This is a genomic window from Nocardia iowensis (genome assembly GCF_019222765.1).
GTDB classification, from domain to species: Bacteria; Actinomycetota; Actinomycetes; order Mycobacteriales; family Mycobacteriaceae; genus Nocardia; species Nocardia iowensis.
Window position 1 is genome coordinate 1814009 of sequence record NZ_CP078145.1, and the last position, 24704, is coordinate 1838712.

Below are 24704 nucleotides of genomic sequence, written 5' to 3' on the forward strand. Positions count from 1 at the left end.
CGAATCCCTTGGTACGCAACCCGAACCACCGGCACCGCTGGTGGTCAGGCACTCACGATTGCCCGGCCCGGACCGGGGGCGATCCGGCAGTTGCGCCGACCGCCGACGAATGCCGATAGGCCAGACAGGCCGCGGAGCCGTCATAGGCGGCCAGGAACACCGTCGTCCGCGCGGCCGTCAACCGGCCGGACTCCTGCGCGGCGAGGTAGGCGTGCACCGGTGCCGCGGAGTACGGATCGCCGGTCCGCGGGTCGATCCCGGCGACGGCGGCGCGCGGAAGTCCGAGCGTGCTCGCCAGCCGCGCCGGAAAGTCCCGGCTCGGCGCGGGCGCGAGGAGCACCGCTCTGCCCTCGGCGAAGTCGGATTCCGTGAGTCCCTCATCCGCGAGGCAAGCGCGCACCGCCGCGGCGGCCACCGGCAGCGGATCGTCGCGAATGACGGCATGTCCGGTCGCGCGGCCGTTCGTACCGGCTTCGTCGAGGTCCACCCACACCGAAAGCTCGACCGGCCCGGTCGGCTCGACGGTATGCAGACGACCGAATCCTCCTGCGGTAGCGTCTTTTCCGAGCAGAATCGCGGCGCCGCTGGGGGTATACAGTGCGTCGGTGATGTCGCGCCGGGTCGAGGGATGGGCGTCCCCGGCCACCAGCAGCGCGTAGTTCACTTCCGGCCCGAGCAGGAAGGATTCGGCGACATCGATCGCGTGGATCAGACCGGCGGCGCCGTGCATGACATCGAAAGAGAAGGCGGGTACTCGACCGGGCCGGTAATCGAGACCGAGGCCGAGACGCTTCTGAACGATCGCCGCTACCGCTGGTTCGCAGAGATTGTTGTCCCGGAAAACGCCTGCGTTGACCAGCATTCCGACCTCGTCGACGTCGACGCGCGCACGGTCAAGGCACGTCCGTGCCGCACGAGTCGCCAGTTCGATGTAGCTGCCGGTGTCCCGATCGGTGTGCACCGCAGCGGACAGGATCGCGGTGGGCACGGCTACGCCTCCAGGCGCGAGATGGTCGTGGCGAGACCGCCGGAGACGATGCCGGACGCCTGGGAGAACATCAGGATCTTCGACCCCTTGGGGATCCGCTGCTGCCGCAGGTGCTCGTGCAGCACCAGGAAATGCGATGTCGATCCGGTGTTGCCGTAATCGTGCAGCACATTGAGTGCCGTCGGCACCGGCTCGCCGAAGCGCTGTCCGGCCAGATCGTGCAGATACTCGATGACCGGCCCGCTGAACTGGTGGTAGATGCAGAAGTCGAAGTTCTCCCGAGCCAACCCGTTCCCGGCCTTCGCCATGACGGTGGCGATTCGATCGAGTCCCTGGCGGTAGTGGGTATCGGTCTGCATGGCGCGGTTGTCGGTGTAGAGCGCGATCCCGTTCGAGCGGTTACTCGGCATTCCGAGGCACAGTTCGGCGCCCTCGGCGAGGGTCATCAGTTCGACGTAGTGGATTTCGTCATCGTCGTCACCGCGATCGTCGACCACAACGGCGACGCCGGCGTCGCCCAGGGTCAGTGCCGAGAACTGCGGGTCCGACCGCGTGCTGATCTCACGCACCGCCGTCTCGGCGGCGGGGGAGAGCTGCTCGCCGCTGACGACCAGACCGTTGCGCACGACGCCCGCCTTGATCATCCGGTCGAGCACGAGAACGCCGGTGACCATCCCCGCACAGGCATTCGAGACGTCGAGGCACCTGGCCAGGGTGGCGCCGACGGCGTTGCGCAGCATGAGCGCGAAAGGTGGGGCACCGCAGTGGATTCCCTTGCCGCGAGTGCGGGTGATCGACGCCGAGATAATGATGTCGAGTTCGTCCGCGGCGTAGTCGGAACGGCGCAGGCAATCCGCTATCGCGTGCTCGGCCAGCTCGAACGAGGACTCGTACCGTTGCGGGTGCGAATCGCAGACCCGGCGGTTCTTGACCCCGGTCACCAGGTCCAGATTGGTCACCCCCGGCACCGCCAATGCCGCGACCAATTCCTCGGTGGAACGCACCGTTTCGGGGGTATATCGGCCGATCGACTCGAAACGCGTCCGTCGCACTACTGCTCCGTTCTGGTAATCGGTTGTGCCCGATGACATCCCGCCTACGGCAGGCGCGGGTCACACTCTGCTCAGCTGATCCAGCTCCGGCTTGTGTGTCGCACTGCCGCGCGCGGACCCTGAAATTCGCGGGAACCACCAGTTCCACCGGCCCATGATCTGCATCAGTGCCGGAACCAGCACGAGACGGATCAGCGTGGCGTCGATGATCAGGGCCGTGGCGATGGCGAAGCCGAACTCTTGCAGCCCGACGATCCGCGATACCAGCAGGCTGCCGTAGCCGACCGCGAGGATCGCGGCGGCGAGGGAGATCGGCCGCGCCGTGCTCTGCAGCCCGATCACGACCGCGCTCCGGTTGTCCCCGGTTCGCAGGAACTCTTCCTGGATGCGGCGCACCAGGAACAGCTCGTAATCGGTGGACAGCCCGAACAACAGCACGAACATGATCAGTGGCACCTGTGGCCAGATCACTCCGGAGTCCACCCAATGCTGGAACACCAGCACGGTCAATCCGTACGCGGCGCCGGTGGCGAGCAAACTCATCAAGATCGCTTTGAGTGGCAAGAGCAGGCTACGCAGGATCGCGGCCAGCGCGACGAACATCATTGCCAATACACAGCCGACCACCCACCACAACTTCTGCGATGCCTCGGTCACGATGTCGGCGACGTGGCCGCTCGGGCCGCCGACGATCGCGGTGACCCCGGGTGGCTGGTGTGCGGGAACGATTTCGGTGCGGATCCGCTGCACCAGCGGCACGACCGCCGGCGAGTCGATCGCGTGCTTTGCCACTACGACCATGCCGGTGAGGTCGACGCCGTTGTCGAGCGTGGCGATCGTGGTCGTGTCCGGATCCGCGCGCAGCGCCGCCTGCAGCGCACTGCTGTCCGGCTCGGCCTCGCCGACCGGGCGTTGCAGGAGCACGATCACCGGACCCGTCGCACCGGCCAGCTCACCCTCGGCGAGGCTGAAACCCTCGAGATACGGCGTTCCGGACAGGGCGCGGCGCTCCAGATTGATGCCCATCGCCAGATCGGCTGTCGGAATCGCGGCAACGAGCAACCCGGCCGTGACGGCGAGCGCGTACGGCCAGGGGTGGCGCATCAGGTGCTCGGCCCAGCGGGTCAGCCGACCCGTCGATGCGGCACTCGCGGCGATCGGGTTGCGGGCCGATCGCCACCGGGGCCGCCACTCCAACCATCGCGTCACCGAAACCAGCAGGACGGGCAAGAGCGTGACCGAGGCCACCAAGGTAATCGTGACCACGGCGAGCGCGCCGATCCCCGCCTGCGCGAAGACGTGCCAGCGCACCATGAACAAGCTCACCAGGGCCAGCGCCAGGATCAATCCCGAATAGAGCACGGTGCGCCCGGTGGTCGCGACCGCGGTCCCGACCGCCTGCTCAGGCGACGCGCCTGCTGCGAGTTCCTCCCGGTAGCGGTTCATGACGAACAACGCGTAGTCGATGCCGATGCCGAGGCCCAGCGCGCTGACTCCGACCAGCAGCATGCCGTCGACGGTGAAGATGTCGGTCAGCAACGCGAACAGTCCCAGGGTGGTCACCACCGACGCCCCGGCGATGAGCACGGGTATCAGTGCCGCGATCGGCCTGCGCAGACCCCACCACAGCACCACGATCGCCAGCGGCACGGCGACCAACTCGATCCGCATCAGGTCGGTAATCTCGACCTTCTGGATCGCCTCGCCGTATACCGAGACGCCGACCAGGTAGCCGCGCACGGCACCGCCGGACGCCGCCTGCATCTCCCGATCGAGCACGGCCTGTAGGACCGGGGCGCGCTCCTGCCGTTGCCTGTCGTCGCCGGAGACACCGACCATCAGGTACGCGAAATGCTCGTCGTGCAGCAGCGGGCGCAGCGGCTCGAGCGCCTCGGCCAAAGCCAGCCGGCGGTCCGGGTCACCAGCCACCGGCAACAGCAGCAAGCCGGACACTCCGTCTTCGGCGGCCAACGCCGACTTCCCCGCGTCGATCGCCGCGCGGAACGCGGGATCGGTCGTCCGCAGCGCATCGGAGTGCAGCACCACGATCATCTGTTCGCGGCCGAGCGACGGCATGCCCTCGGCAAGGATTTGACCCGCCCGCTGCGACTCCGAACCCGATACCTCGATCGGCGGGGCTTGCAACGATCCGAGCAGGTGTGGGAGGCCGATCAGGCCGACGGCCACGGCGATCAGCCAGCCGGCGTATACGCGACGCCGGTACCGCACCATTGTCACGGCGATCAGGGGTAGGACGCCGCGCCGCGGGGCTTGGCCTGTGGTCGCATCGGTGTCGTGGCTGGTCTCGGTGGTCCACATACGAGCTGTGTTCTCCATCCTGTCGCCGCGGGCGGCCGCGGTCGCACGGCCGTACCGTCCGGAACATGCCGCGCCGCAGCGGCGTTCGCGGCGATAAGCCTTCGGATGTCCGAACGGGACGGCCCTGCAACGGGTTACGAGTGCCTCAGCGGATTGCTAGTCCTGTGGTTTGACCGAGGCGTTGCCCTTGACAGTGACGGTGGCAGCATCGGGGAGCGATGCGGCATCGCACGATTCCAGCTGCAATTCCGCGGCCGGAAAGTTGCCCTGGGCAGTCACGGAGTTTTTGCCATCCGGGTTATCCGGGTCGGTGACGAACTTGGCGCTGAACTTGCCCTGCTTGCCGCCACCATCCTTCAGCGGCACCGAAATGGTGACGTTGGCGTTCTCGGCCTTGCCCTCGCCCTCGACGTCCTCCTCGCCGCCCGGTTCTCCCTCCAGCGCCGAACCCTTACCCTTCGAGGACGTCAGCTCGCACATACCTCCGTTCACTTTGTACGAGACGTCCGTGATTTCACCGCTGGCCTTACCGATTTCGCACTCTTCGTCGGTCTTGTCCGCTTCAGCGATGTTCGAAGTCTCCGCGGTGAGGTTGTTGTCCTTCTTCGTCAACTTGACCTGTGCCGAGGCTCGGCAACTGAAGGGTTCGTTATCGTCGACCTTGGACTCGGCCTCCGAGCCCGGCGCGGCGAGCACGGCGAACGCGACGGCAGATGCTGCCAGCAGTCCCGTACCGAATGCGAAACGCTTGCCACGCCTTTCGCGCCGCGGCGTCGAATCCGGTAGCTTCCGCTCCATCGATCCTTCGTTACCCAAAACAGACCTCTCCTTTCGACGGGATGAGCTCCACAGCAGCAGCTGACCGAGGGGGCAGCTGCCACGATCGGGACAGCGCCGGGCGATGCGTACCTCGACCGTGCTGACCCTTGTATTCGTGCGAGTCGCGTCAGCTCGGCACACGTCCGGACACGCGATCAGAAGCAAGGCGCTCGGACGGCACGGATGAAAACGACGACGCCACCTATTCGTTGTCACCGTGCGGGCGGATGGCTCCAACCTTCAGCACGCGCAGGCCGGGCGGCGAGGCGTGGTGGTCAAGCCCCAACAGCTCGAGCGTAGATTCCCTGTAGCGTTCGTTCCGTCAGGAGTCCGCTGATCTGCACCTTCTGCCCGGTTTCCTTCTCCAGCGCGACGACCAGCCGCACCAGCAGCATCGAGCTCCAGTTGACCACCTGATCCAGATCTTCGTCGAGGTCTTTGTCCGCGAGCGGCAAAGCCAGCTCGTCACGGACGATCCGAATGAAATCGGCCTTACTGATCACGCCAAGCGTCCTTCCACACGATCCAGAAAATTCGAGGTGATCCGCACGTGGTCCGGTATCGCGGGAATGGTCTGCAGGTCGTGCCGGAAGGTCAGTTCGCCGCCCGCGCCCTCCGCGACCGTGTCGAAACCCTGTGCCGGGTAGAACTCGCGAACCTTGCCGTTCTTGGCCGTCGGCAGGTAACGACCGTGCACGGCGCGCAATCCGGAATCGCGGGCATAAGCGAGCAATGTTCCCATCACGGCGTCTTCGATACCGCGGGCGAAGACCCGGCAGCTCAGCACCATGTTCTCGATATGCAGCTCGCCGTCGTCGCGGCGGGCGAACAGGGCGCCGACCACACCGTTGTCGCCGAACCGATCCGCTGATCGGATGCTCAGCACGAGGTGATCCGGATCGTTGATCCGGTCCGTCACATCCGCCTGCTGCCATCGCTGCGTGGTGAGGTTGAACTGGTTGGTACGCAACGTCAATTGCGCGACCCGCGCCACATCCGGTTGCTCCACCAGTTTCAGCTCGACCCGAATACCCAACTGCCGCAAGTACTCCGCCATCGAGTCGGCCCCGGCCAGCAGATCCGACCTGGCGGCTTCGCCGCGGTACAGCTCGCCTCGGGCGCGGTCCTCGTCCGTCAGGTCCAGCACATCGAACCAGCCGTCGGCGAGTAGCTTCGAAGTATGCAGCGCCGGTTCGTCATCGAGGCACACCACGGCCACGCTCGGCAGGCTCATGGCCACCAGCCCGGTCTCGAAGGACGAGTCGTCGGCGAACACGAAGCTGTCCACACCGAGATTGAGCCGCGCTGCGATATCGGTCAGATTGGTGTCCTTCGGTTCCCAGTTCGCGTTGATCCGGGCGAAATCGGTGTCGCGCAACACCATGTCCGGATGGTCGCGCAGCACGGCCAGCACCGCCTCGCGGTCGTTCTTGCTGCTGATGGCAAGGACGACCCCCTGGGAACCTAGTTGCTGAACCGTCCGCTGGAACAGGCCGAACGCCTCGCCACGGAAGGTGGTGGCCGCAGCGATCCCCTCCGCCCCGTCGTCACCGAGGATGCCGTCCCACAGTGTGTTGTCCAGGTCGACGACCAAGACCTTCTTGGTCCGGCCGTGCAGGGCACGGATCAGATGGCCGACTTCGCGGGCATAACGAGACAGCACCTCATCACCCAGTTGGACCTTGGCGTACACGGCCATTCGCTGGTCGTGTACCGGGCCGCCTTCGGCGATCAGCGGGTCCAGATCGATGACCTGCACTCGGGCGTACTTTTCGGACAATCCGAGTAGCGCGGTGTTGAACGAGCGCCACGCAACGCTCAATCGGGTGCGGGATCGAAGATCCACCAGAGAATGAGTGTGTATGCGGTGCAGTGGCACCGTATTGAGTACGAGAGTGGCTTTGGCGTGCCGGACGTAGTTGCCGACCAGTCGATCCAACTGCGCCATTTTGGCCGTGACCGTCTGCTCCACGTCCGCCACGGACCACGGCTTCGGCAGCTCGTCGAAGATCATCTGCGGGTCGAGCACGACCAGTGCCAGCTCGGTATCCCTGCTGTACAGGTGGCTGCTCGGGTCCTGCAGATCGCGCAGATAGGCGTCGAATTCGCCGACGCTGGGACGCAGCAGGTAACCGTGCCTGGCGAATTCGGCGGTGAGCGGCGCGACCAGCGGTTCGATGGTGGAGTGTCCGGTGACGGCTACGGTGACCGGTCGAACCGTTTCGCCGGAGTCCGTGGCTCGACGCAGAATCTCGTCCGGATCCCGTCGCGCCAGAATCTGTCCTGCCCTGGTCAAATCTGCCAAACCCTGTGCGCCAGAGGCTATCTGGGACAACAGCTGTGCCACCGCAGCGTGGTCCTCAGTCAACCGGCCCGCCGCGCCGAGTTCGCGCAGCCGGGCCAGCGGGGACTGATCCACCGTGGTCATTCGGTGCTCACCGACCACTCGGGCTGTTCCAGGATCCGAACGAGCACGCAGCCGTAGCTGAAGCCCATTCCGACACCGCACAGCGCCACGATGTCGCCGGGCCGCACCGCGCGCGTCTCCAGCAGATGGGTCAGGCCCGCGGTCTGATCACCGGCACCGATATGACCGATCTGGCGGCCCCACTCCCACGTGGTCTGCGCCTCCTCGATGCCGATGCCCTTCCGGAACGTCCAATCCACCACGGTGAGACCGTGATTCGGGAAAACCCAGCGGGCGACGTCGGCGCTCGTCAGCCCGGCGTCGGCCAGTGCTATCTCCACGGCCTCCTGTTGGCGCTGGGTGACCGACTGCACGACCTCCACCAGGACGTCGCCGTGCGCGGCCAGGAATTGCTCACGGCGGGTACGCAAATCGACCGGCCGACCGCTGATCTGGGCGGCGTCGGTCCATGGCTCATCGCCGATATAGGCGTCGCCCCAGGTGGTATCGCCGAGCAAGCCGGTCGACAGCAACTCGGCGACACCTGGCGACCTCGACAGCACCAGCCCCGTGGCGCCGTCGGAGAGCAGGATGCCCTTGTCGGAGCGATATCTGTCGTAACCGGGGTGGGCGAAGCGGTCGGCCGTCGTGATGAGCGCGGCCGACGGTGCGGTCCGTGCGGTCAGGAGTGCCGCCGCCACCTCGATCGCCGCCAACCCGCCGTTGGAGAACTGCCGCACTTCGAGGGCGTTGGCAGTGCCGCCGAGGGTGTGGTGCTGGATGTAGGACGCCGACGCGAAGTGGTCGATGCCCGGGTGGCCGCAGCTGGCATGCACGACCAGATCGACCTCGTCGGCGGCCGAACCCGCTCGCTGCACGGCGAGTTTCGCCGCATCGATGGCCATTTCGACAGCCGAGGCGCGTTTGTCCTCGACCCGGATCGCGAGATAACCGTCGACCTCGTTTTCCTCCGCAGCGTAACGGCCTTCTGCCACCGCGACCGCCGTCTCCTCCTTGCGGCCGAGTGATACCGCGGCGGCATTGAGATAAATGCCTTTCCACTGCATGGAATTTCTCCTTCAGAAATGAATTTCGAGGTACACCGGCATTGGCTGCCGCTCGTATCGTTGTGCAGGCATGCGTCACCGATTAGTTGTCCTACGCGGAATTCCCCAGGCCTGCGACTATGCGTGAATTCTGTTCGGATCGTACGTCGATCACCTTGTCGGCCCAAGGGGTCGGCAAGGTGATTCGGCCGTCCGCGGAGAATCCGCAACCGTCCCCCACAACAATTGCGGGCTTTTATTGCAACACGCTATGTGCACGTTCGTACAGGGTGGCTTCGGCACGTGGGCGATGGCGCGCGGGCCCGGCTCCGGTGCTCAGTGGGGACGGGGTAGGAAACGAGGGTGGCGGTCCTGAGGGACAATACGGATGTGAGCTATGCAAGCAGGAAGAAGTTCAGAGATCAGCTCGAGGTTCCGACGGTCGTGGCGCTGACGGTTGCCACGGCACCCGTCGGGTGCTAGCTCGATGTCGGACCAGGAAGTGCCGGGACGGGAATCCTTGCCGGGGCCCGGCGACAACAGGTTCGATGCGGTGGAACGCATGCGCAGGAGGCTGGAAGGTACGAAGCCTGCCGAGACCGGTCGCCCCGAGGCGGGCGACGGCGCGTCGAAACTCATCCGGCTGCCGCATCGTCCGCGGCGGATGAGCGAGGACGTCGGCGAGCGTCCCCGCAAACCTTGGCAGCCGGCGGGTGGCTCCGCCTTCGATCCCGCACCGACCAGGCCCGTGCTGCGATCGGAACTGCAGCGTGAGACCGGGGCGTGGCCGATCGACCCCAGCCTGGCATGGCAACCCGCCGCCGAGGATGATCCGGGCAGCGCCGAGCAGGGCGGGAGTGTCATCGATCTCGGCGCATTGCGGGCGAAACGAGCTGGCGACGATGTTCCGGCCGCCGGTATTCGGCGCAAGCCGCGCAGAATTGGACCCGACACCCCATAATTGCGCTCAGTCTCGCGTCCAGTCGAGCACCACCACGCTGTCGCTCAGATTCCTGGTCTGCTCGACCCGGATGCGCCACTTGCTACCGCGGTAGATGGTGTCGAACAATTTCTGGTGCTCATTCGCGACGACCGATCGTCCTTGCTGCACCCTGCCAAGTACATCAATGAAGGTCACGTCCTCGGCAAACGGAGCGGCGAACGCGGCGCCGTCGCCACGGTGCCAGCCTTGTTCCAGTGCCCGCAGGATCTCATTCGTTTCCATCACCAACAACCCCTCCTTGCAACGCTTTTCGGTGACTACCTGCGTCGAACCTACGAGCTGAAGCAAAGTTCAGGTCCAGCGATGGTGAGCTAGACCACGCCACCGGGCTGCGCGGCGACATCAGCGGATCTTGCGGCCCCAGGTCCATTGGATCGTCCCGAGGCGGCGAGTGTCTACCCCGCCGAGCCCGAAACCCACTACGCTATCGGGGATTTCGGTCTCGGTGAATAAGCGCGCGCCGCCGGCACCGGGTACGTAGCGGCCGATCAGTTCGAGCGGGCCGGTGCGCACGGTGGGCACCAGCACGGCGAGATAGCCGCCGGGTCGTAGGACGCGGATCATCTCGGCGAGGGCGGCGTCCGGGTCGGGGATGAGCTGTAGCCCCGCTATGCAGGTCACCGCGTCGACGGTGTGGTCACGCAACGGGAGTCGCTGGGCGTCGGCGCGCAGGAACGCAGTGTTGCCGGCGCGGTGCCGATGGGCGGCGCGGGTGAGCATCGACTCGGAAATGTCGATGCCGACCGCGAGTCCGCCCGGACCCACGGTGCGGGCCAGTGCTGTGGTGATTTCCCCTGGGCCACAGGCGATGTCGAGCACCGTATGGCCCGGCTGGAGGCGGAGCCGTTCGGCGGGCGATTGCAGGATCCCGACGACGCGTCGGGCGGCCGTGGCGGCGTGGTCGAACAGCGATGCACCGATGCGTGAGCTCCACAGCGATTGCACGAAGCCGGTGTTGACGGCTCGACCGTCGGCGGCCGGTTGTGGGCCGAGTTGGTCGAGGTAGCCGTGTGGCGTGGTCGGAGCCGTCGGCGGGTCGGTGAGTAGCGGGAGAACTCGTTGCACGGCAGGCGAAATGGTGACGCTCATGCGGTCATCTCCTTGCGGTCCCATACCCGGACACTAAGCCCAGACCACTCATAGCTTCCAAGACCAGTTGTGCCATGAACTCATTCGTTTTCCGGGATGAGATGGGCGAGCACATCAGTTGGGCGGTCAGGCCGGACTACCCGAGATCGAGCACGGGAACTTCGGGCGCATTGCGGGTCACCGATTCGATCAGCTGGGCGCGGTCCAGCCCCCAGCCGTTGATCGGCCGGCTCGCCGCCACGATGTCCGGCGGCACATGCGGGATCAGATGCGCGTTGACGCGAGTCATTCCCAGGCCGGGAATGACGGGGAGCCTTGGCGCCCCTTCCCGCCTTGCCAGGCCGATGTACGGCATCGGAGGACCATCCGGCACCCGCTGCTCGAACAGCACGACCGCGGTGATCTGTGCCCACGGCACGAACGCGGTTGTCCTGCGGTATCCCCATATGGGGAAGCCGCCCAAGGTGATTCCGTCTCGGTCGACGCGCAGCGCGACCCGGCCCGACAGCAAGGTGAACAGGAAGGCCAGTCCGCCGCCACCGAAAAGCAGCAAGAGCACACCCAGCAGGACGATCGGTATGCCGGGCAGGAAGGCAATCGCGACAAAGCCCGCCGACATGAGTACAACGGACACACCCTTGACCGTTGGCCCGAACCGAGCTTGGTAGGTTCCGCCGATCAGCTCCCGATCCTGCTCTGACACGCCCCTCCTACCTGTGAAATGGGTATCCTTCCAGAAGCGTCTCAGCCGTTGCGATCGCACACAACCGCACCCGCTGCGGTATCTCGTTGACCGGCCCCCACCGCATCTTCGAGAACGGTTAGGGCACTGCGACTTCAGTGGTATCGAACCACGCACCGCCAACCATGAGCCGATCGCGGCCCGCCAGGATTTCGACGTCGTAAAAAGGTGCTCGGCAGAATCAGGCCAAATTTCGAAGTGCAGCTTTCGGTTACCCGGAACCCACTTATTGGGGGCAGCTATTTTGGGGGCATCTACAAGTTTGTTGAGCCGTTGATGCCAACCGTACGATCACATATCGGGCGGTGTGTCGCTCTCTGAAATAGTTGGTGATGAAGGGGTTTCGTATGTGCAGTAGCGGAAATTTCATGGGCGCCGTGGTGATGGCCGTCGGCGCTACAGTAATGCTCGCGGGATGCGGCAGCAATTCCAGCAGCGGCCAGCCGACCCCGAGCAACTCGCAGGCGGTGACGACAACCGCAGCGGCCGCATCCACATCCGCCGGAGGCACGAACACAGCCCCAGAGGGCGAGAACCCGGATGTCGAGGGTAGGAATCCGAACGCCGGAGGTGAGAACCCGAACTCCGGGGGTGAAAACACAACGGCCGCACCAGCGCCCGCCCAGCAATCCACGACGCCGGCGCCCGCCGTGCTCTGGGACCCCTGTGGAATACCGAACGCCGATATCGCCAAGTTGGAATACAGCCCCGACGGAAAAACGACAGCGTCCGTATCCGACGGTTCCGGCGAGAAAAGCTGCCGTTGGCCGTCCCGCACAGGCAAGTCCGAAATGACGATCGTGTCGACACGGCAGACGGTTCAGGATTTCATGCAGAGCGGGCGCTACGTGGGTTTCCAGCCACTGTCGGTCGGCGACCGAGCGGCCTACCAATACCGTGCTGCCCAAGACACGAATAACATCGGGTGCTACATCGGCGTTACTGTGCCCGGCGGTCTCGTCGCATTCGTCACGCGGAATCTGCAGCCCGATGCGGGCCAGGAACCGTGTGCCGCGGCGCGTCGAATCAGCAGTGTGCTGGTCGAATACCTACCCTGAGCAGCATCGAGCCATTGAAGAATGCGACGGGCCAACATCGGCTTTGTCGAGGTCGCGGGCGGTATCGGTCTGATGGTGCCACGGCTCACCGATCTGCGTAACTCGTTCTCGCGATGACAAATCCATAAGCACGACCGGCGATCGATCCGGCGGCCATCCGGTCCAGGGCGCCCTGGCCGAGGGCAACCGGCGACCGTGGCCATTCCACACGGGTGAGGCCAGGTCAGTGGCAGTTGTTCACATTGAGGCCGATCATCCGGCGGCCATAGTGTGCAGCATCACAGCCCCGCGCAGGCCTCGGAATCGGGGCGGGCAGGCGGCGCTGGTGATGTAGCTGCTACTCGAAGGAGGGCCTCGATGTTCGAGCCCGACCGCTTTCGCCAGAACAATGAATCACCGCCTGTCACACCGGCTTTGGAAGTCGAGGACCTTTCCATCAGCTACGGGGGAGTGCTCGGGCTGGCGGGGGCGAATCTGATGGTTCCCGCGAACGGGGCGGTCAGCTTGCTCGGACCGAACGGGGCGGGCAAGAGCACGCTTTTGCGGGCGGCCAGCGGGTTGCTGAGCCTGCACGGCGGGCGGGTCGTAGGCGGACGGGTGCGGTATTTCGGCGACGACATCACCCGGACCGATGCGGCCCGGCTGGTGCGTTCGGGACTGGTCCAAGTGCTGGAAGGACGGCACGTTTTCACCGAGATGACGGTTTCGGAGAACCTCAGCTGCGGCGCGTTTACCCGGCGGAGCGGTGTCGCTGAAGCCAAGGAACACATGCTGGAGGTGTTTCCCCGGTTGCGGCGGCACCGCGGCACCCGGGCTGGGCTGTTGTCCGGTGGGGAACAGCAGATGCTCGCCATCGCGCGGGCGATGATGGCGCGGCCGCGGCTGTTGCTGCTCGATGAACCCTCGCTGGGTCTGGCTCCGGTAATGACGGCAGCGATCGGGCAGGCGCTGTGCCGGATCAACGAGTCGGGAACCTCGATCATGCTGGTCGACCAATCCACGGCGCTGGCCCGCGCGGTCACGACGTGGAGCTATCTGCTCGACACCGGTTCCGTCCGGGCCGACGGCGCGACGGAGGCGCTGCTGGCCGACGACGACGTCAAGTCGGTGTACCTGGGGGTGCGGTCATGATCGTGCCCGCCCTGGAGGTGCAGGACGTCTCGTTGCATTTCGGTGCTGTCGCGGCGCTGAGCGAGGTGAGTTTCGCTGTCGCACCAGGCGAGGTCTTTGCCATTATCGGACCCAACGGCGCCGGGAAATCCTCGCTGTTCAACGTGCTTTCGCGCCTGTACCCACCCAGCTCCGGCCGGATCCGGGTGGACGGACGCGACATACGCGACCTACGCCCGCACCAGTTGCCTGGCCTTGGGGTCGCGCGAACTTTCCAGAACCTCGGGCTGTTCGGGCCGTTGTCGGTGCTCGACAACGTGCTGATCGGCCGCAGCCATGCGATGACCGCGGGGTGCTGGCGGACCGGGCTGCGGACATCCAGGGCGCGCACCGAGGAACGCGCTGCCCGCGACGCCGCGCACGCGCTGCTGCACGAGTTCGATCTACATCCGGTCGCCGAGCAACCGGTCGGTACGTTGCCGTACGGAATCCGCAAACGGGTGGAGATCGCGCGTGCCCTGCTCATGCGCCCCAGCCTGCTGCTGCTCGACGAGCCGGTGGCCGGCATGAGCCGCCTGGAACGGAGCGAGGTCGCGGACCTCATCACCGAAATCCATCAGCACCGGCAACTGACGGTGGTGCTCGTCGAACACGATATGAGTTTCGTCATGCGCTTGGCCCAGCACGTGCTGGTGCTGGACTTCGGCAAGAGCATCGCCTGCGGCACTCCGGATTCCGTGCAATCCGATCCGCGGGTGCTGGCCGCCTATCTCGGCACGCCGGACCTCGATGGGGAATCATCATGATGACCACATTCCTGGGACTGCTCTGGGCTGGAGTATCGCTCGGCGCGCTGTATTCTCTTGTGGCGTTAGGGTTTACGATCGTCTACCGATCGAGCAAGGTAATCAACTTCGCGCACGGGGCGCTGCTCGCCGCCGGGGCGTTCCTGGTCAGTGCTCTGGTCGAAGCCGGGGTGAGCTTCGTGATCGCGTTCGTGCTCGGAGTGACCGGAACCGCGTTGGCCGGGCTGGCTTTTCATCTGCTGGTGCTGCGGTGGGCGCTGGGACGGCCCGAATTCACCCTGGTCATGCTGACTTTGGGATTCGCCTCTGTGCTGCAGGTGTTGATCGAGACCGTTTACGGCGATGGCCAACGCAAGAACGGCGATCCGTGGGGCGCGGAGGTTATCCGGATCGCCGGAGTCACCGTCACCGAGGTATCACTGTGGTCGGTGGTGACCGCGCTCGTCGTACTGAGTTTGTTCGCCGCGGTTGACCGCTACTCGAAATACGGGCTCGGCATGCGCGCGGCGGCCGAGGACCCGCTCGCGGCGTCCGCGGTCGGGATCCCGCTGCGCCGGGTACACGCCCTATCATGGTGCGCTGCAGGCGGATTGGCCTGCACGGCCGGTGTTTTCCTCGGCGGCTTCCCTTACAGCGTCGACCCCACCATCAGCAACGTGGCATTGCTGGCCTTCCCCGCGATCATCATCGGCGGCCTGGAGTCACCTGCCGGTGCTGTTGTGGGCGGCTTCGGTATCGGCGTGATCCAGCAGCTGGTGCAGGGCTACCAGCCGCGGTCCGTGCCCGCGCTCGGCGACGACTTCTATTTGATCGCACCGTATCTGCTGATGATCGTGGTGTTGCTCGTTCGCCCCTACGGCCTTTTCGGAACCCGACCCGCGGAGCGGATATGAGCAACGACATCCTCGAGTACGCACCGGCGGGCGCCCCCCGCGTCCCCGCGCCGCGGCCGCGGCGACGCTACCTCCGCGTCCGACGTGCCCTGCCGCACCTTGCGGCATTCACCGCGGCACTCGTGCTGCCATTCATGGTGAGTACCGGCAATCTGCATCTGGCAGTCAGCGTTTTGATCGCCGCGATCGGCGCGGTCGGCTTGGACGTGCTGACCGGGCGGACCGGGCAGGTTTCCCTCGGCCACGCCTTCTTCCTCGGCGTCGGCGCACTGGTCGGCGCGAAACTCGGCAGCGATTACGGCATGGATCTACTGATCTGGATACCCGTCGCCGGAGTGGTGACCGGGTTGCTCGGCGGCTTGGTCGGCCCTATCGCTTTGCGGTTGCGCGGTTTATATCTCGCGCTGGTGACGATGGCGCTGGTGTTCATCGGCATCAATATCTTCAACAATTGGACCTGGCTGTCCGGCGGCAGCGTCGGGCGCGCGATCTCGGCGCCGCGGCTCGGCTCCTTGGATTTCGCTACCTCGAAAACTATTGGTGGGCTTAGCTTCTCGCCTGACGGTTTGTTCTACTACCTCGCTTTGTTCATCCTCGCCTTGACGATGCTGTTCGTAGCGAACCTCGCCGGCGGAAGGTCCGGCCGGGAGATGGCCGCAGTACGGGAACGGGAACTGGCGGCGGCTGTCCTCGGCGTCGACGTCACCCGCACCAAGATCACCGCCTTCATCGTCTCGTCGGCGCTGGCGGGAGTGTCCGGTGCTCTCTACGGCGCATTTCACGGATACACCACTCCCGCACAGGATTACGGCTTCCCGGTGTCGATCAATTACGTGGTGATGGTGGTCGTCGGCGGACTCGCCACCACCTACGGCCCGCTGTTCGGTGCGCTGTTCGTCATCGGACTCCCGGTGTTGTTCCAGCACAACGCCGCCTGGTTCCCATTGATCCAGGACTCAGCGGGCGTGGGTGGCGGCCTCTCCGCGGGCAACGCGGCCACGTTCATTTTCGGTCTGACGCTGATCGTCTTCCTGCTGTTCGAACCGCACGGGGTGGTCGGGGTCGGCACCCGCCTCACCGCTGTCCTACGCCGACGGTCGACACCCACTGGAAAGGGAATCTCACAATGAACGGATCACGGCGCGTAATGCGCACCGGTTGGGCCGCGCTCGGCGCGGCCACGATAGTGCTCGCCGCGGCGTGCAGCGCCAGTACCGGAGGCGGGCCAGGGACCGGTGGCGACGGCGAATTCGCGGTGGGTCCTGGCATCGATCCGGCGAACAAAACGATCACCGTCGGCGAGATCTCGATTCTCTCCGGCCCGGCAGGTGTGATCGGCAAACCGCTGACTGCCGGATTGAGCACCTACTTGAACGCGGTGAACGATTCCGGCGGCATCGATGGCTGGAAGATCAAGACAGACATCCAGGACAGTAAGTATTCCGCCGCGCTGAGCGCTCAATTGTTCGCCACCATGTCCAGCAATGTCGCCGTGATCGCGCAATCCCTGGGCAGCCCGACCACGCACGCGTTCGACGCCAAGGCGGCGGCCGACAACATCGTGGTTGGTACCGCCGCTCAGGATTCGACTTTCGTGACCAAGCCGAACAATGCGGTGATCGGCACACCGTATGCGGCCGAGGCAGCCAACAGCGTCGCGCACATCGCGAAGCAGAAACCCGGGGCCAAGGTCGCGATCTTCTATCAGAACGACGCGTTCGGCGCGGACGGCAAACGGGGGTACGACGCCGCGGTCGCGGCCGGTGGACTGGAGAACGTGGAAGAAGTCACTTATACCGCAGAATCGACAACGCCGAACTTCACTTCCCAGGTCCAGCAATTGCGCGATTCCGGCGCCGAATACGTCTTTGTCGTCGCGACGCCGCAACCGACCTCGACCTTGATCAAGACAGCTGCGTCGTCGGGATTCAAGCCGCAGTGGGTGCTGCAATCGCCGGCGTGGTCGGAGTTCCTGATGTCCTCGACGGGCACACCCGCGGGCACACCTACCGATGCCGCGGCGGTGCTGACCGGTGCCTGGGTCGGCGGTTACACGGCGCTGTGGGGTGACCGCTCGGTGCCCGGCATGGCGATTTTCTTGGAACGGACCACCAAATACGCACCCGATCAGGCGCCGAGCACGCAGTATCTCTACGGCTACTGCATGGCGCGAATGATCACCGCGATTCTGCAGAAGGCCATCGCAAATAAGGACCTCACGCGTGCCGGGATCATGGACGCGAAGTTGCACCTGGGGAAGGTCGGGTTCGACGGCCTCATGCCCGACGCCCATTACAGGCCAGACCTCGGGCCTGCCTCCCGGCAGAGCACCCTCTACCGAGTGGATCCGGCGGCCACCGGCAACGGATATCTGACCTCGATGACACCGTTCACCGAATCCGAAGCCGCCAAGTCATTGCGGCTGGGTGGCTGAATTCGGTTATGTGCCCTGCGCCTTCAGCAAGCGCAGGGCCACTTGGATTTCGAGCAGTTGCTCGGGCTCACGCCAGTCGTCCCCGAGCAGCTGTGCCAGCCGGGTCAGTCGCTGGGTCACGGTGTTGACGTGCAAATGCAGTAGCTGCGCGGCTTTGGTGCTGTTCTGCCCGGTGGCGCAGAAGACGTCGAGCGTTTGCAACAACCCGGCCCGCCGGTCCCGGTCGTAATCCAGGACCGGGCCGAGTATCGAGCGGACATATCCGGAAATGTCGGGCTCGCCACTGAACAACGTGCCGACGAACCCGAGGTCGTCGGCGACGCCTACCGCGCCGAGCCGACCCAGCGCGATCAGTGCCCGAGTACAGCGCGCCGCTTCCTCGAATGCGGCGGTGATGGTGGCCGGCCCCTCGGCTGTCGCGGCGCCGGCCGTGACCGGTGCCCGCGTGACGCGGGTCAATTCCCGCGCCGCGTCGCGGGCGATGGTTCGGGCGTCGGTGCCGGGCAGCAGCAGGATTACCGAACGGCGTCGCACCGTCGCCAAGCAGCGCAGGCGCCGCGCCAACGCTGCGATCGCGGCGAAAACCGGTTCCCGGGGCTCGGTTTCGAGCTCGGCGACCACCACGACATGGCAGCTGTCCAGATCGACCTCGAGCAGGGCGGCTCGACGGCGAAGCAGATCATGGTCGTGTGTCTGGGCGGAGAGCAGATCGGCGAGCAGCTCACCGCGGACCCGCGCCTCCGCTTCGGCCATGCGACGGCGGGTGACGAGAACCAGCGCGGCCACCAGGGCGGCACGTTCGAGGATGCGCCGATCGGTGTCGTCGATGGCTGCCGAGCCGAGCAGGACCAAGGTGCCAAGGGATTCGGATTCGGTGATCAGGGGGACCGCGCACAGCCGGTCCTCGATGACGCTGTGCCCCTTGGCATGTGCGCGCCGGGCCAGCGCCTCGACCTGCTCGTTCGAGGTGGGCGGTTCCGTATCCGGGGACAGCAGCACAACCTCCCCGGACACCGCCGCCGCGGTTGCCTCGATGACCGCGTCCACGTCGACGCCCTCGATGACGAGCTTGGTCAGCCGTTCGTGGACCTCGGCGGTGCGCTCCAGTTCGGCGACGTGGGTGTGAATTGTGGCGTTGGCGACCCGCAGGTCCTCGACCGCGGCCTGGGTGGCGGTGAGTAGCCGCGAGTTCTCGATCGCCACCGCCGCGTGCGCGGCCAGCATCACCAGGGCACCGATATCGCGGCTGCTGAACGGCCGCTGGCTGCGGTGGGCGGCGAGCAGCACACCGATGATGTCTTGTTTGAGTTTGACCGGAACCCCCAGCAGCGACTCGATCCGCTCGGCCTCGACTGTCGCGTCGATCTCCGGGGTGCGCTCGATCGTGTCGTCATCGAAATAGGAAGAGACACTGTAGGGTTCGCCGGTCCGAGCGACCTTGCCGCCGACGCCGGCTCCGCGCGGCAGCCGCAGCTCGTTCATCAGACCGGAGATGTTCCCGGAGGCGGCTTTGATGAAGCAGTCGCCGCGGGTGCGGTCGCTGAGGCTGATGTAGGCCAGGTCGCAACCCAGCAGCCGCCGCGCCCGGTCGGCGATCGCCTGCAGGATCGAATCGGGATCGCGCAATGACGCCAGATCGTTGGCCGTGTCGTTGAGCAGCTGCAACTCGGCTTCGTTGCGCCGATGATTGATGAGCTTTTCCCGCAGTCGCATCGCGACGGTGCGTTCGTGTTCGAGTTCGATCAGCCGTTCGGCCGGCGCACCCGCCTGCCTTGCCCGTTCCAACGCGGCATCATATGCGCTGATATCGGCGTCTTCGAGCAGCAGATCGAGAATCGAACTGCCCTGGATGACCGTCATTGCTCCTCCGAGGGGTACTGCACGGACTGGGTCCGGAGGCCTTGATCGAACCCTAGATGTCTCCAGGTGGCCGGGGGTGCCGATTCACCGGATTTCCCATGCGGGTCTGTGGCGCGCACGCGGGTCATATGTGGGTTCCGAGTTCTCGTCGAACACCATGGTGAGACGGTTGTCGAGTTCGTAGGCCGGCCACCCCGGATCGCCGGTTCGAGCGAAATCGGTCCAGCTACGGCGCAGGGCGGTTCCGAGCTCCCGTGGAGCGTCTGCCCCGACCAGAGCCCGCACGGCTGGGTTCTCCAGACAATCGAATAGGAATGGCAACTCGAGTGCATGAGCGGCTCCGAGTGCTCCATCGAAAGCTGTTGAGCGCCAGGTGAACTCATAGGCATAGCTGACTCCGCCGGCGGAGCTGTGCGACTCCGTGAGCTCGACTGCCGGACCACGGAAACACTGGTTCGTCATGGTTTCGGCAAGTTGTTCACCGGCATCCCGATCTTTGTACAGCCGCTGTGCTGCCGCGATACTGGCGGCGGACATCCGGTATGCCTGCTGGGCGGCGTGCACCGATTCCGGCGTCGCGGACTGCATCAGCTCAGGGGGCAGCAAGAAGAACCGCGCCTCGTCTCTGGTGTTCCCGACGAGGAGATCGATCGACGCGGGGATCCGTTCGGCCAATCTCGTCGAGGCGATGAGCTCCCCGTCGACGGTCGGCATGAACGGTGTCAACAGGTAGCTGTACGGCCCCCAGAATTCCGGGTCCCGGAAGCGGTCGTTCATCAAATGCTGGCGTTCGATGAGGAGGTCAAGGGGCAGGTCGCGAACGTCGGAGACGCCGAGATCGGCCGGCACTCGCTTGCCCAGAATCCAGGCCTGGTCGGGATCGGCCACCAGCGAAAGCGGCGCGCTCTGCAGGATCGCGCGCCCGAACAGATTCTCCGCGGCGGCGGCGCGGGCAATAGCGGCAATCGCACCCGCCCCTGCTGAATTGCCGAACGCGGTGACATTGCGCGGGTCACCACCGAATCGGCCGATAGTGGCCTGGACCCAGCGCAGTGCTGCCAAGACGTCGTGCAGGCCGAGATTCAACGGTTGCTCGGGAATTGCGAGAAAGCCGTCGACGCCGAGCCGGTATCCGACAGTCACGCAGACGACACCGTCGCGGGCGAAGGCCCCGCCATTGATGCGCGTATCCGCGGCGCCGCCTCGAGCGTAGGAGCCAGGATGCAGCCACACCATGACCGGCAGGCGGTTAGCGCCCACATCGGGAGTGCTGATATTGACCGTCAGACAGTTTTCGCCCCAAGGGTAGAGGGCAGCGGACAAACTCGAGCCCAGAAAGGGAAAAGTGTCGGGCTGGGGCGCGGCGGGACCGAAATCGAATGCCGCGCGGACACCGTCCCACCGTTCGGGTGGCTGCGGCAGTCGAAATCTGTTGGCGCCGAATGGTGCCGCCGCATAGGGAATCCCGTTGAACGTGAGGTAACCGTCATCGATCCGCCCGGCGACCGTTCCTTCGGGTAAGGCGACCTCCACGGTCGATTGCGACGATGCCACAGCGTGCACGCTCCTCCGATAGGTGGTGACAGCGCACACTATCGCCGCCGATAGCGGCCCTCAATGTGCGACGCACACACGGAAAATCGTGGGGATATGTGGCAGGTGCGGACGATCGGGACCTTTGCGAGGGCACCGGAGTGGTGCGGGCCCGCCACGATGTGAACTGCACATCGGCGCGGCCGGGATTGTGTCGCCGGTACCCATCGTCAACGGTGACGGGCGTTCCTATGGTCTAAGCCACCTCGGGTGTTCCGCATCACATACCCGTCGAATCCCGGGGCGACGAGCACCTATTTTCCGGGTGCCGTGTTTCGGCGGGCAGGAGGCAACGATGCTTTTCCATTCACGCAGGCAGCGTTCGAGTTATTCGGCAACCCGCCGTATCGGGTGGCCGCGTCGAGGGTTGGCGGCATTGTCGATCGCGGCGGTGATCGGCGCGGGCGGGGCGTTGGTGGCCACGCTGCCCACGGTCCATGCCGCAGCGCCCAACCATGATCCGGTCATCATGATTCCGGGGATGACCGGAGACGTCGGAAACATGGACGCGATGAAGCAGAATCTGCAGTCCAACGGTTGGCCCGCAGAGCGCCTGTTCACCTGGACCGACAGCAGCAAGATGACTCAGGATCTCGCGATCGCGGCAAAAGAACTGGGCGCGAAGGTCAATCAAGTCCGGCAACAGACCGGCGCGAACAGAGTCGTGCTGGCGACCTGGTCCGCTTCCGCCCTCGCCGGGCGCTATTACATCAAGAATCTCGGCGGCGGTGACACCGTATCGCAGTACATTTCGTTCGCCGGACCGCATCACGGCACTTCGTTCAATCACTGCAAGCAGTATGTCTCCTGCCAGCAGTTCGCCGAACCGAACACGCCGTTCTTGACCGCCCTCAACTCCGGCACCGAGGTTCCGCACAACGACAAGGTCGCCTATCTGACACTGCGATCGACCGGAGATTGGAACGTGGCGCCGACCGATTCGGCGAAACTCGAGGGGGCCGACAACCGGCTGCTCACGACCCCGACCCATTTCAACATCATCTCCGACGCCCAGGCGTTGAAGATCATGCGCGACTTCATCATCGCGCACGAGGACGGCACCCCGCCGACCTCCACCACGCCGCCCACGTCGACGACCACCCCGCCGACCTCGACGACCACCCCGCCGGACCAGCCCTGCTTCGCCGACTCCAACTGGAAGCACGTGCAGGCCGGGCGGGCGCACGACAACGGTGGCGGCCGGGCCCTGGCCAACGGGTCCAACCAGGACATGGGGCTCAATGTCGTCTCCGGCACGACCAAGTTGCGCAAGACCGGCGACAACTACTACGTGATCGACCCGGCCTGCTCCTGACACCGCGCGATTCCCAATACAGCCGTGGCGATGGCTTCCCGTGCCCGAACGCACCGGAAGCCATCGCCGCTCGGCAGCGACCGCATCGATAGGAGTGCAGATGAACACCGGGAACAAATCCGCCCACGAGGTGCTGTGGAACCCGCCATCGGATGCCCGGGCCCGCACCCGGATGGGGGACTTCATGAAATGGGTTGCCCGCGACCGCAAGACCGACTTCGACGACTACGCCGAATTATGGCGCTGGTCGGTCGAAGACCTGGCCGGATTCTGGTCCACGATCTGGAAGTACTTCGATGTACCTGCCTACTCCCAGCCCACCGATATCCTCGCCGATGCGGAACGGATGCCCGACACCCGTTGGTTCCCAGGCGCCACTCTGAACTACGCGCAGGCGATGCTGCGCATGCCCGGCCTGGCCGACGGCGATACCGCGGTGATCGCGCACTCGCAGACTCGACGAGCCGTCCACTACACCGCCGCTGAGCTGCGGGAACAAGTGGCGCGTGCTCGGCAGGGCTTGTTGCGGCTCGGCGTGCGGCGCGGTGATCGGGTCGCGGCATATATGCCGAACATCCCGGAGACGCTGGTGCTGCTACTCGCCGCTGCGAGCCTCGGGGCGACTTTCGCGTCCTGCCCACCGGAATTCGGTGCCAGGTCGGTGCTCGACCGCCTCGGTCAAATCGATCCGAAAGTCCTCGTGGTCGTCGATGGATATCGGTACGGTCGGAAAACGATCGACCGCGCCGCGGAGATCAGCGAGATCCGCGCTGCGCTGACGGGGCTGGACCACCTCGTCCTGCTGCCTTACCTGGACCCGGCAGCCGCACCGGAGCCAGGGACGATCAGCTGGCACGAGCTCCTTCAGCACTCCGGCGAGTTGACTTTCGAGCCGGTCCCGTTCGAGCACCCGCTGTATGTGCTCTACAGCTCGGGCACCACCGGACTACCCAAGCCTATTGTGCACGGGCACGGTGGCATTCTGCTGGAACACATGAAATCGCTTGCCCTGCATCATGATTTGGGGCCGGGCGACCGGTTCTTCTGGTACACCACGACCGGATGGATGATGTGGAACTATCTCGTGTCCGGCCTTGCCGTCGGCAGCGCGGTGGTCATGTACGACGGCGATCCCGCCTACCCCGATCCGACCCGGTTGTGGCATCTCGCATCGCTAACCCACACCACCTATCTCGGCACCAGCGCGCCATTTCTTCTGGCGTGCCGGAAGGCCGGCATCTCACCGCGTGCCGCCGCTGATCTTTCGGCGTTGCGCGGCCTCGGATCCACCGGAGCGCCGTTACCGGCCGAGGGCTACCGCTGGGTCTATGAGCACGTAGCGCCGAACATCTACTTCGCGTCGATCTCCGGTGGGACGGATCTGTGCACCGCCTTCATCGGCGGCGCGCCCGTGCTGCCGGTACGGGCGGGGGTGATGGCGTGCCGAGCGTTGGGCGCTGCCGTGCAGTCGGTCGACGAGGACGGCTGGCAGATCATGGGCCGTGAGGGCGAACTCGTGATCGGCAAGCCGATGCCCTCGATGCCGATCGGCTTCTGGGGTGACGTCGACCGGGCTCGCTACCGCGGCGCGTACTTCGCGGCGATCCCTGGTCTTTGGCGCCATGGGGACTGGATCACCATCGCCGAGGACGGCAGCTGCGTGATCGGCGGACGATCCGACGCCACGCTCAACCGGGGCGGCGTCCGGCTGGGCACCGCGGAGTTCTACGGCGTCGTCGAGTCGCTGCCCGAGATCCAGGACAGCCTCGTCATCCACTTGTCCGACAACGACTCCGGTACAGACGAGCTGCTGTTGTTCGTGGTGCTCGACGCGGGCCGCGTCCTCGATGACAGCCTGCGGGAGCGGATCGCCGCTCAGCTCCGCGAAGCGCTGTCGCCGCGGCACGTGCCCGACGAAATTCATTGCGTTAGTCAGGTTCCGCGCACTTTGTCTGGAAAGAAGCTCGAGATACCGGTGAAACGGATCCTGCGCGGTGATCGTCCCGAAACAGTCTATGCCCCAGGTGTGCTGGACGATCCCGGAGCACTGGCGCCCTTTATCGAGTTGCACGCGCGCAGGACCGCCGCGCCGGCGGTCGTCGCGGTCACCGACAGTTGACACTTTTCCCCGCTGTCGCCCCCTCATCGAATCCGTCAGGGACCGAGCCGT

21 protein-coding genes are annotated in these 24704 nt (G+C 65.4%); 9 read left to right on the forward strand and 12 right to left on the reverse strand.

The features are described from left to right. Positions 1 to 52 precede the first annotated feature (52 nt). The 7 genes from KV110_RS08200 to KV110_RS08230 all read right to left on the reverse strand — a co-directional run bounded on the left by KV110_RS08200 (position 53) and on the right by KV110_RS08230 (position 8652). Positions 53 to 988: a beta-ketoacyl-[acyl-carrier-protein] synthase family protein gene (locus KV110_RS08200; protein ID WP_218474817.1), complete on the reverse strand. Its 936-nt coding sequence runs from the start codon at positions 986 to 988 to the stop codon at positions 53 to 55. A gap of 2 nt (positions 989 to 990) precedes the next feature. Beyond that, the gene (locus KV110_RS08205; RefSeq protein WP_218474819.1) at positions 991 to 2040 is read right to left on the reverse strand and encodes a 3-oxoacyl-ACP synthase III family protein; all 1050 of its coding nucleotides are present in this window, start codon (positions 2038 to 2040) and stop codon (positions 991 to 993) included. A gap of 60 nt (positions 2041 to 2100) precedes the next feature. Next, positions 2101 to 4359: an MMPL family transporter gene (locus KV110_RS08210; protein ID WP_218474821.1), complete on the reverse strand. Its 2259-nt coding sequence runs from the start codon at positions 4357 to 4359 to the stop codon at positions 2101 to 2103. A gap of 156 nt (positions 4360 to 4515) precedes the next feature. Next, positions 4516 to 5157, reverse strand: a complete 642-nt coding sequence (locus tag KV110_RS08215; protein WP_218474823.1) for a hypothetical protein — start codon at positions 5155 to 5157, stop codon at positions 4516 to 4518. A 296-nt stretch (positions 5158 to 5453) separates the two neighbouring features. Beyond that, a complete protein-coding gene (locus KV110_RS08220) occupies positions 5454 to 5681 on the reverse strand; it encodes an acyl carrier protein (RefSeq protein WP_218474825.1) in 228 nt (75 codons plus the stop codon). Next, positions 5678 to 7606 (reverse strand): HAD-IIIC family phosphatase, encoded by a 1929-nt coding sequence (locus KV110_RS08225; protein ID WP_218474827.1) that lies wholly within the window; start codon positions 7604 to 7606, stop codon positions 5678 to 5680. The genes KV110_RS08220 and KV110_RS08225 overlap by 4 nt, the downstream gene beginning before the upstream one ends. After that, positions 7603 to 8652, reverse strand: coding sequence for a ketoacyl-ACP synthase III family protein (locus KV110_RS08230; protein ID WP_218474829.1), 1050 nt, complete (start codon positions 8650 to 8652; stop codon positions 7603 to 7605). Before KV110_RS08230 ends, KV110_RS08225 begins: the two co-directional genes overlap by 4 nt. 466 nt (positions 8653 to 9118) lie before the next feature. Between KV110_RS08230 and KV110_RS08235 the strand changes: the two genes are divergently transcribed. Then, the gene (locus KV110_RS08235) at positions 9119 to 9592 is read left to right on the forward strand and encodes a hypothetical protein (RefSeq protein ID WP_218474830.1); all 474 of its coding nucleotides are present in this window, start codon (positions 9119 to 9121) and stop codon (positions 9590 to 9592) included. 6 nt (positions 9593 to 9598) lie between these two features. Here the strand turns inward: KV110_RS08235 and KV110_RS08240 are convergent, their stop codons facing one another. From KV110_RS08240 to KV110_RS08250, 3 genes are all read right to left on the reverse strand, one after another. After that, positions 9599 to 9856 (reverse strand): SgcJ/EcaC family oxidoreductase, encoded by a 258-nt coding sequence (locus tag KV110_RS08240; protein WP_246634703.1) that lies wholly within the window; start codon positions 9854 to 9856, stop codon positions 9599 to 9601. Between the two features lie 120 nt (positions 9857 to 9976). Next, the gene (locus KV110_RS08245) at positions 9977 to 10723 is read right to left on the reverse strand and encodes a methyltransferase domain-containing protein (protein WP_218474833.1); all 747 of its coding nucleotides are present in this window, start codon (positions 10721 to 10723) and stop codon (positions 9977 to 9979) included. A 136-nt stretch (positions 10724 to 10859) separates the two neighbouring features. After that, positions 10860 to 11426 carry a hypothetical protein gene (locus tag KV110_RS08250; protein ID WP_218474835.1) on the reverse strand — a complete coding sequence of 189 codons (567 nt, stop codon included), beginning with the start codon at positions 11424 to 11426 and terminating at the stop codon, positions 10860 to 10862. 407 nt (positions 11427 to 11833) lie between these two features. Here KV110_RS08250 and KV110_RS08255 point away from each other — a divergent pair, with 407 nt between their 5' ends. The 6 genes from KV110_RS08255 to KV110_RS08280 all read left to right on the forward strand — a co-directional run bounded on the left by KV110_RS08255 (position 11834) and on the right by KV110_RS08280 (position 17766). Next, positions 11834 to 12523: a DUF3558 family protein gene (locus KV110_RS08255; RefSeq protein ID WP_218474836.1), complete on the forward strand. Its 690-nt coding sequence runs from the start codon at positions 11834 to 11836 to the stop codon at positions 12521 to 12523. Positions 12524 to 12880: 357 nt separating this feature from the next. Continuing rightward, a complete protein-coding gene (locus tag KV110_RS08260; protein ID WP_218474838.1) occupies positions 12881 to 13654 on the forward strand; it encodes an ABC transporter ATP-binding protein in 774 nt (257 codons plus the stop codon). After that, the gene (locus KV110_RS08265; protein WP_218474840.1) at positions 13651 to 14439 is read left to right on the forward strand and encodes an ABC transporter ATP-binding protein; all 789 of its coding nucleotides are present in this window, start codon (positions 13651 to 13653) and stop codon (positions 14437 to 14439) included. Before KV110_RS08260 ends, KV110_RS08265 begins: the two co-directional genes overlap by 4 nt. Next, entirely contained in the window at positions 14436 to 15332 is an 897-nt protein-coding gene (locus KV110_RS08270; protein ID WP_218474842.1) for a branched-chain amino acid ABC transporter permease, read from the forward strand. The genes KV110_RS08265 and KV110_RS08270 overlap by 4 nt, the downstream gene beginning before the upstream one ends. Next, a complete protein-coding gene (locus KV110_RS08275; protein WP_218474844.1) occupies positions 15329 to 16462 on the forward strand; it encodes a branched-chain amino acid ABC transporter permease in 1134 nt (377 codons plus the stop codon). The genes KV110_RS08270 and KV110_RS08275 overlap by 4 nt, the downstream gene beginning before the upstream one ends. Beyond that, the gene (locus KV110_RS08280) at positions 16459 to 17766 is read left to right on the forward strand and encodes an ABC transporter substrate-binding protein (protein WP_218474845.1); all 1308 of its coding nucleotides are present in this window, start codon (positions 16459 to 16461) and stop codon (positions 17764 to 17766) included. Before KV110_RS08275 ends, KV110_RS08280 begins: the two co-directional genes overlap by 4 nt. A 6-nt stretch (positions 17767 to 17772) precedes the next feature. Here KV110_RS08280 and KV110_RS08285 read toward each other — a convergent pair whose 3' ends face one another. Both KV110_RS08285 and KV110_RS08290 read right to left on the reverse strand, forming a co-directional pair. After that, entirely contained in the window at positions 17773 to 19626 is a 1854-nt protein-coding gene (locus tag KV110_RS08285; protein WP_218474847.1) for a helix-turn-helix domain-containing protein, read from the reverse strand. Between the two features lie 84 nt (positions 19627 to 19710). Then, the gene (locus KV110_RS08290) at positions 19711 to 21180 is read right to left on the reverse strand and encodes a carboxylesterase/lipase family protein (RefSeq protein ID WP_218474848.1); all 1470 of its coding nucleotides are present in this window, start codon (positions 21178 to 21180) and stop codon (positions 19711 to 19713) included. A gap of 334 nt (positions 21181 to 21514) precedes the next feature. Between KV110_RS08290 and KV110_RS08295 the strand changes: the two genes are divergently transcribed. Together KV110_RS08295 and KV110_RS08300 are read left to right on the forward strand one after the other, a co-directional pair. Further along, entirely contained in the window at positions 21515 to 22534 is a 1020-nt protein-coding gene (locus KV110_RS08295; RefSeq protein ID WP_218474850.1) for an esterase/lipase family protein, read from the forward strand. 100 nt (positions 22535 to 22634) lie between these two features. Next, positions 22635 to 24653, forward strand: a complete 2019-nt coding sequence (locus KV110_RS08300) for an acetoacetate--CoA ligase (protein ID WP_218474852.1) — start codon at positions 22635 to 22637, stop codon at positions 24651 to 24653. Positions 24654 to 24704 lie beyond the last annotated feature (51 nt).

Coding starts and splice junctions, on each gene's coding strand:
- KV110_RS08240 (WP_246634703.1), bottom strand. CDS start 9,856: ATGGAAACGAATGAGATCCTGCGGGCACTGGAACAAGGCTGGCACCGT.
- KV110_RS08225 (WP_218474827.1), bottom strand. CDS start 7,606: ATGACCACGGTGGATCAGTCCCCGCTGGCCCGGCTGCGCGAACTCGGC.
- KV110_RS08245 (WP_218474833.1), bottom strand. CDS start 10,723: ATGAGCGTCACCATTTCGCCTGCCGTGCAACGAGTTCTCCCGCTACTC.
- KV110_RS08300 (WP_218474852.1), top strand. CDS start 22,635: ATGAACACCGGGAACAAATCCGCCCACGAGGTGCTGTGGAACCCGCCA.
- KV110_RS08215 (WP_218474823.1), bottom strand. CDS start 5,157: ATGGAGCGGAAGCTACCGGATTCGACGCCGCGGCGCGAAAGGCGTGGC.
- KV110_RS08230 (WP_218474829.1), bottom strand. CDS start 8,652: ATGCAGTGGAAAGGCATTTATCTCAATGCCGCCGCGGTATCACTCGGC.
- KV110_RS08255 (WP_218474836.1), top strand. CDS start 11,834: ATGGGCGCCGTGGTGATGGCCGTCGGCGCTACAGTAATGCTCGCGGGA.
- KV110_RS08260 (WP_218474838.1), top strand. CDS start 12,881: ATGTTCGAGCCCGACCGCTTTCGCCAGAACAATGAATCACCGCCTGTC.
- KV110_RS08235 (WP_218474830.1), top strand. CDS start 9,119: ATGTCGGACCAGGAAGTGCCGGGACGGGAATCCTTGCCGGGGCCCGGC.
- KV110_RS08265 (WP_218474840.1), top strand. CDS start 13,651: ATGATCGTGCCCGCCCTGGAGGTGCAGGACGTCTCGTTGCATTTCGGT.
- KV110_RS08270 (WP_218474842.1), top strand. CDS start 14,436: ATGATGACCACATTCCTGGGACTGCTCTGGGCTGGAGTATCGCTCGGC.
- KV110_RS08280 (WP_218474845.1), top strand. CDS start 16,459: ATGAACGGATCACGGCGCGTAATGCGCACCGGTTGGGCCGCGCTCGGC.
- KV110_RS08275 (WP_218474844.1), top strand. CDS start 15,329: ATGAGCAACGACATCCTCGAGTACGCACCGGCGGGCGCCCCCCGCGTC.
- KV110_RS08285 (WP_218474847.1), bottom strand. CDS start 19,626: ATGACGGTCATCCAGGGCAGTTCGATTCTCGATCTGCTGCTCGAAGAC.
- KV110_RS08210 (WP_218474821.1), bottom strand. CDS start 4,359: ATGTGGACCACCGAGACCAGCCACGACACCGATGCGACCACAGGCCAA.
- KV110_RS08295 (WP_218474850.1), top strand. CDS start 21,515: ATGCTTTTCCATTCACGCAGGCAGCGTTCGAGTTATTCGGCAACCCGC.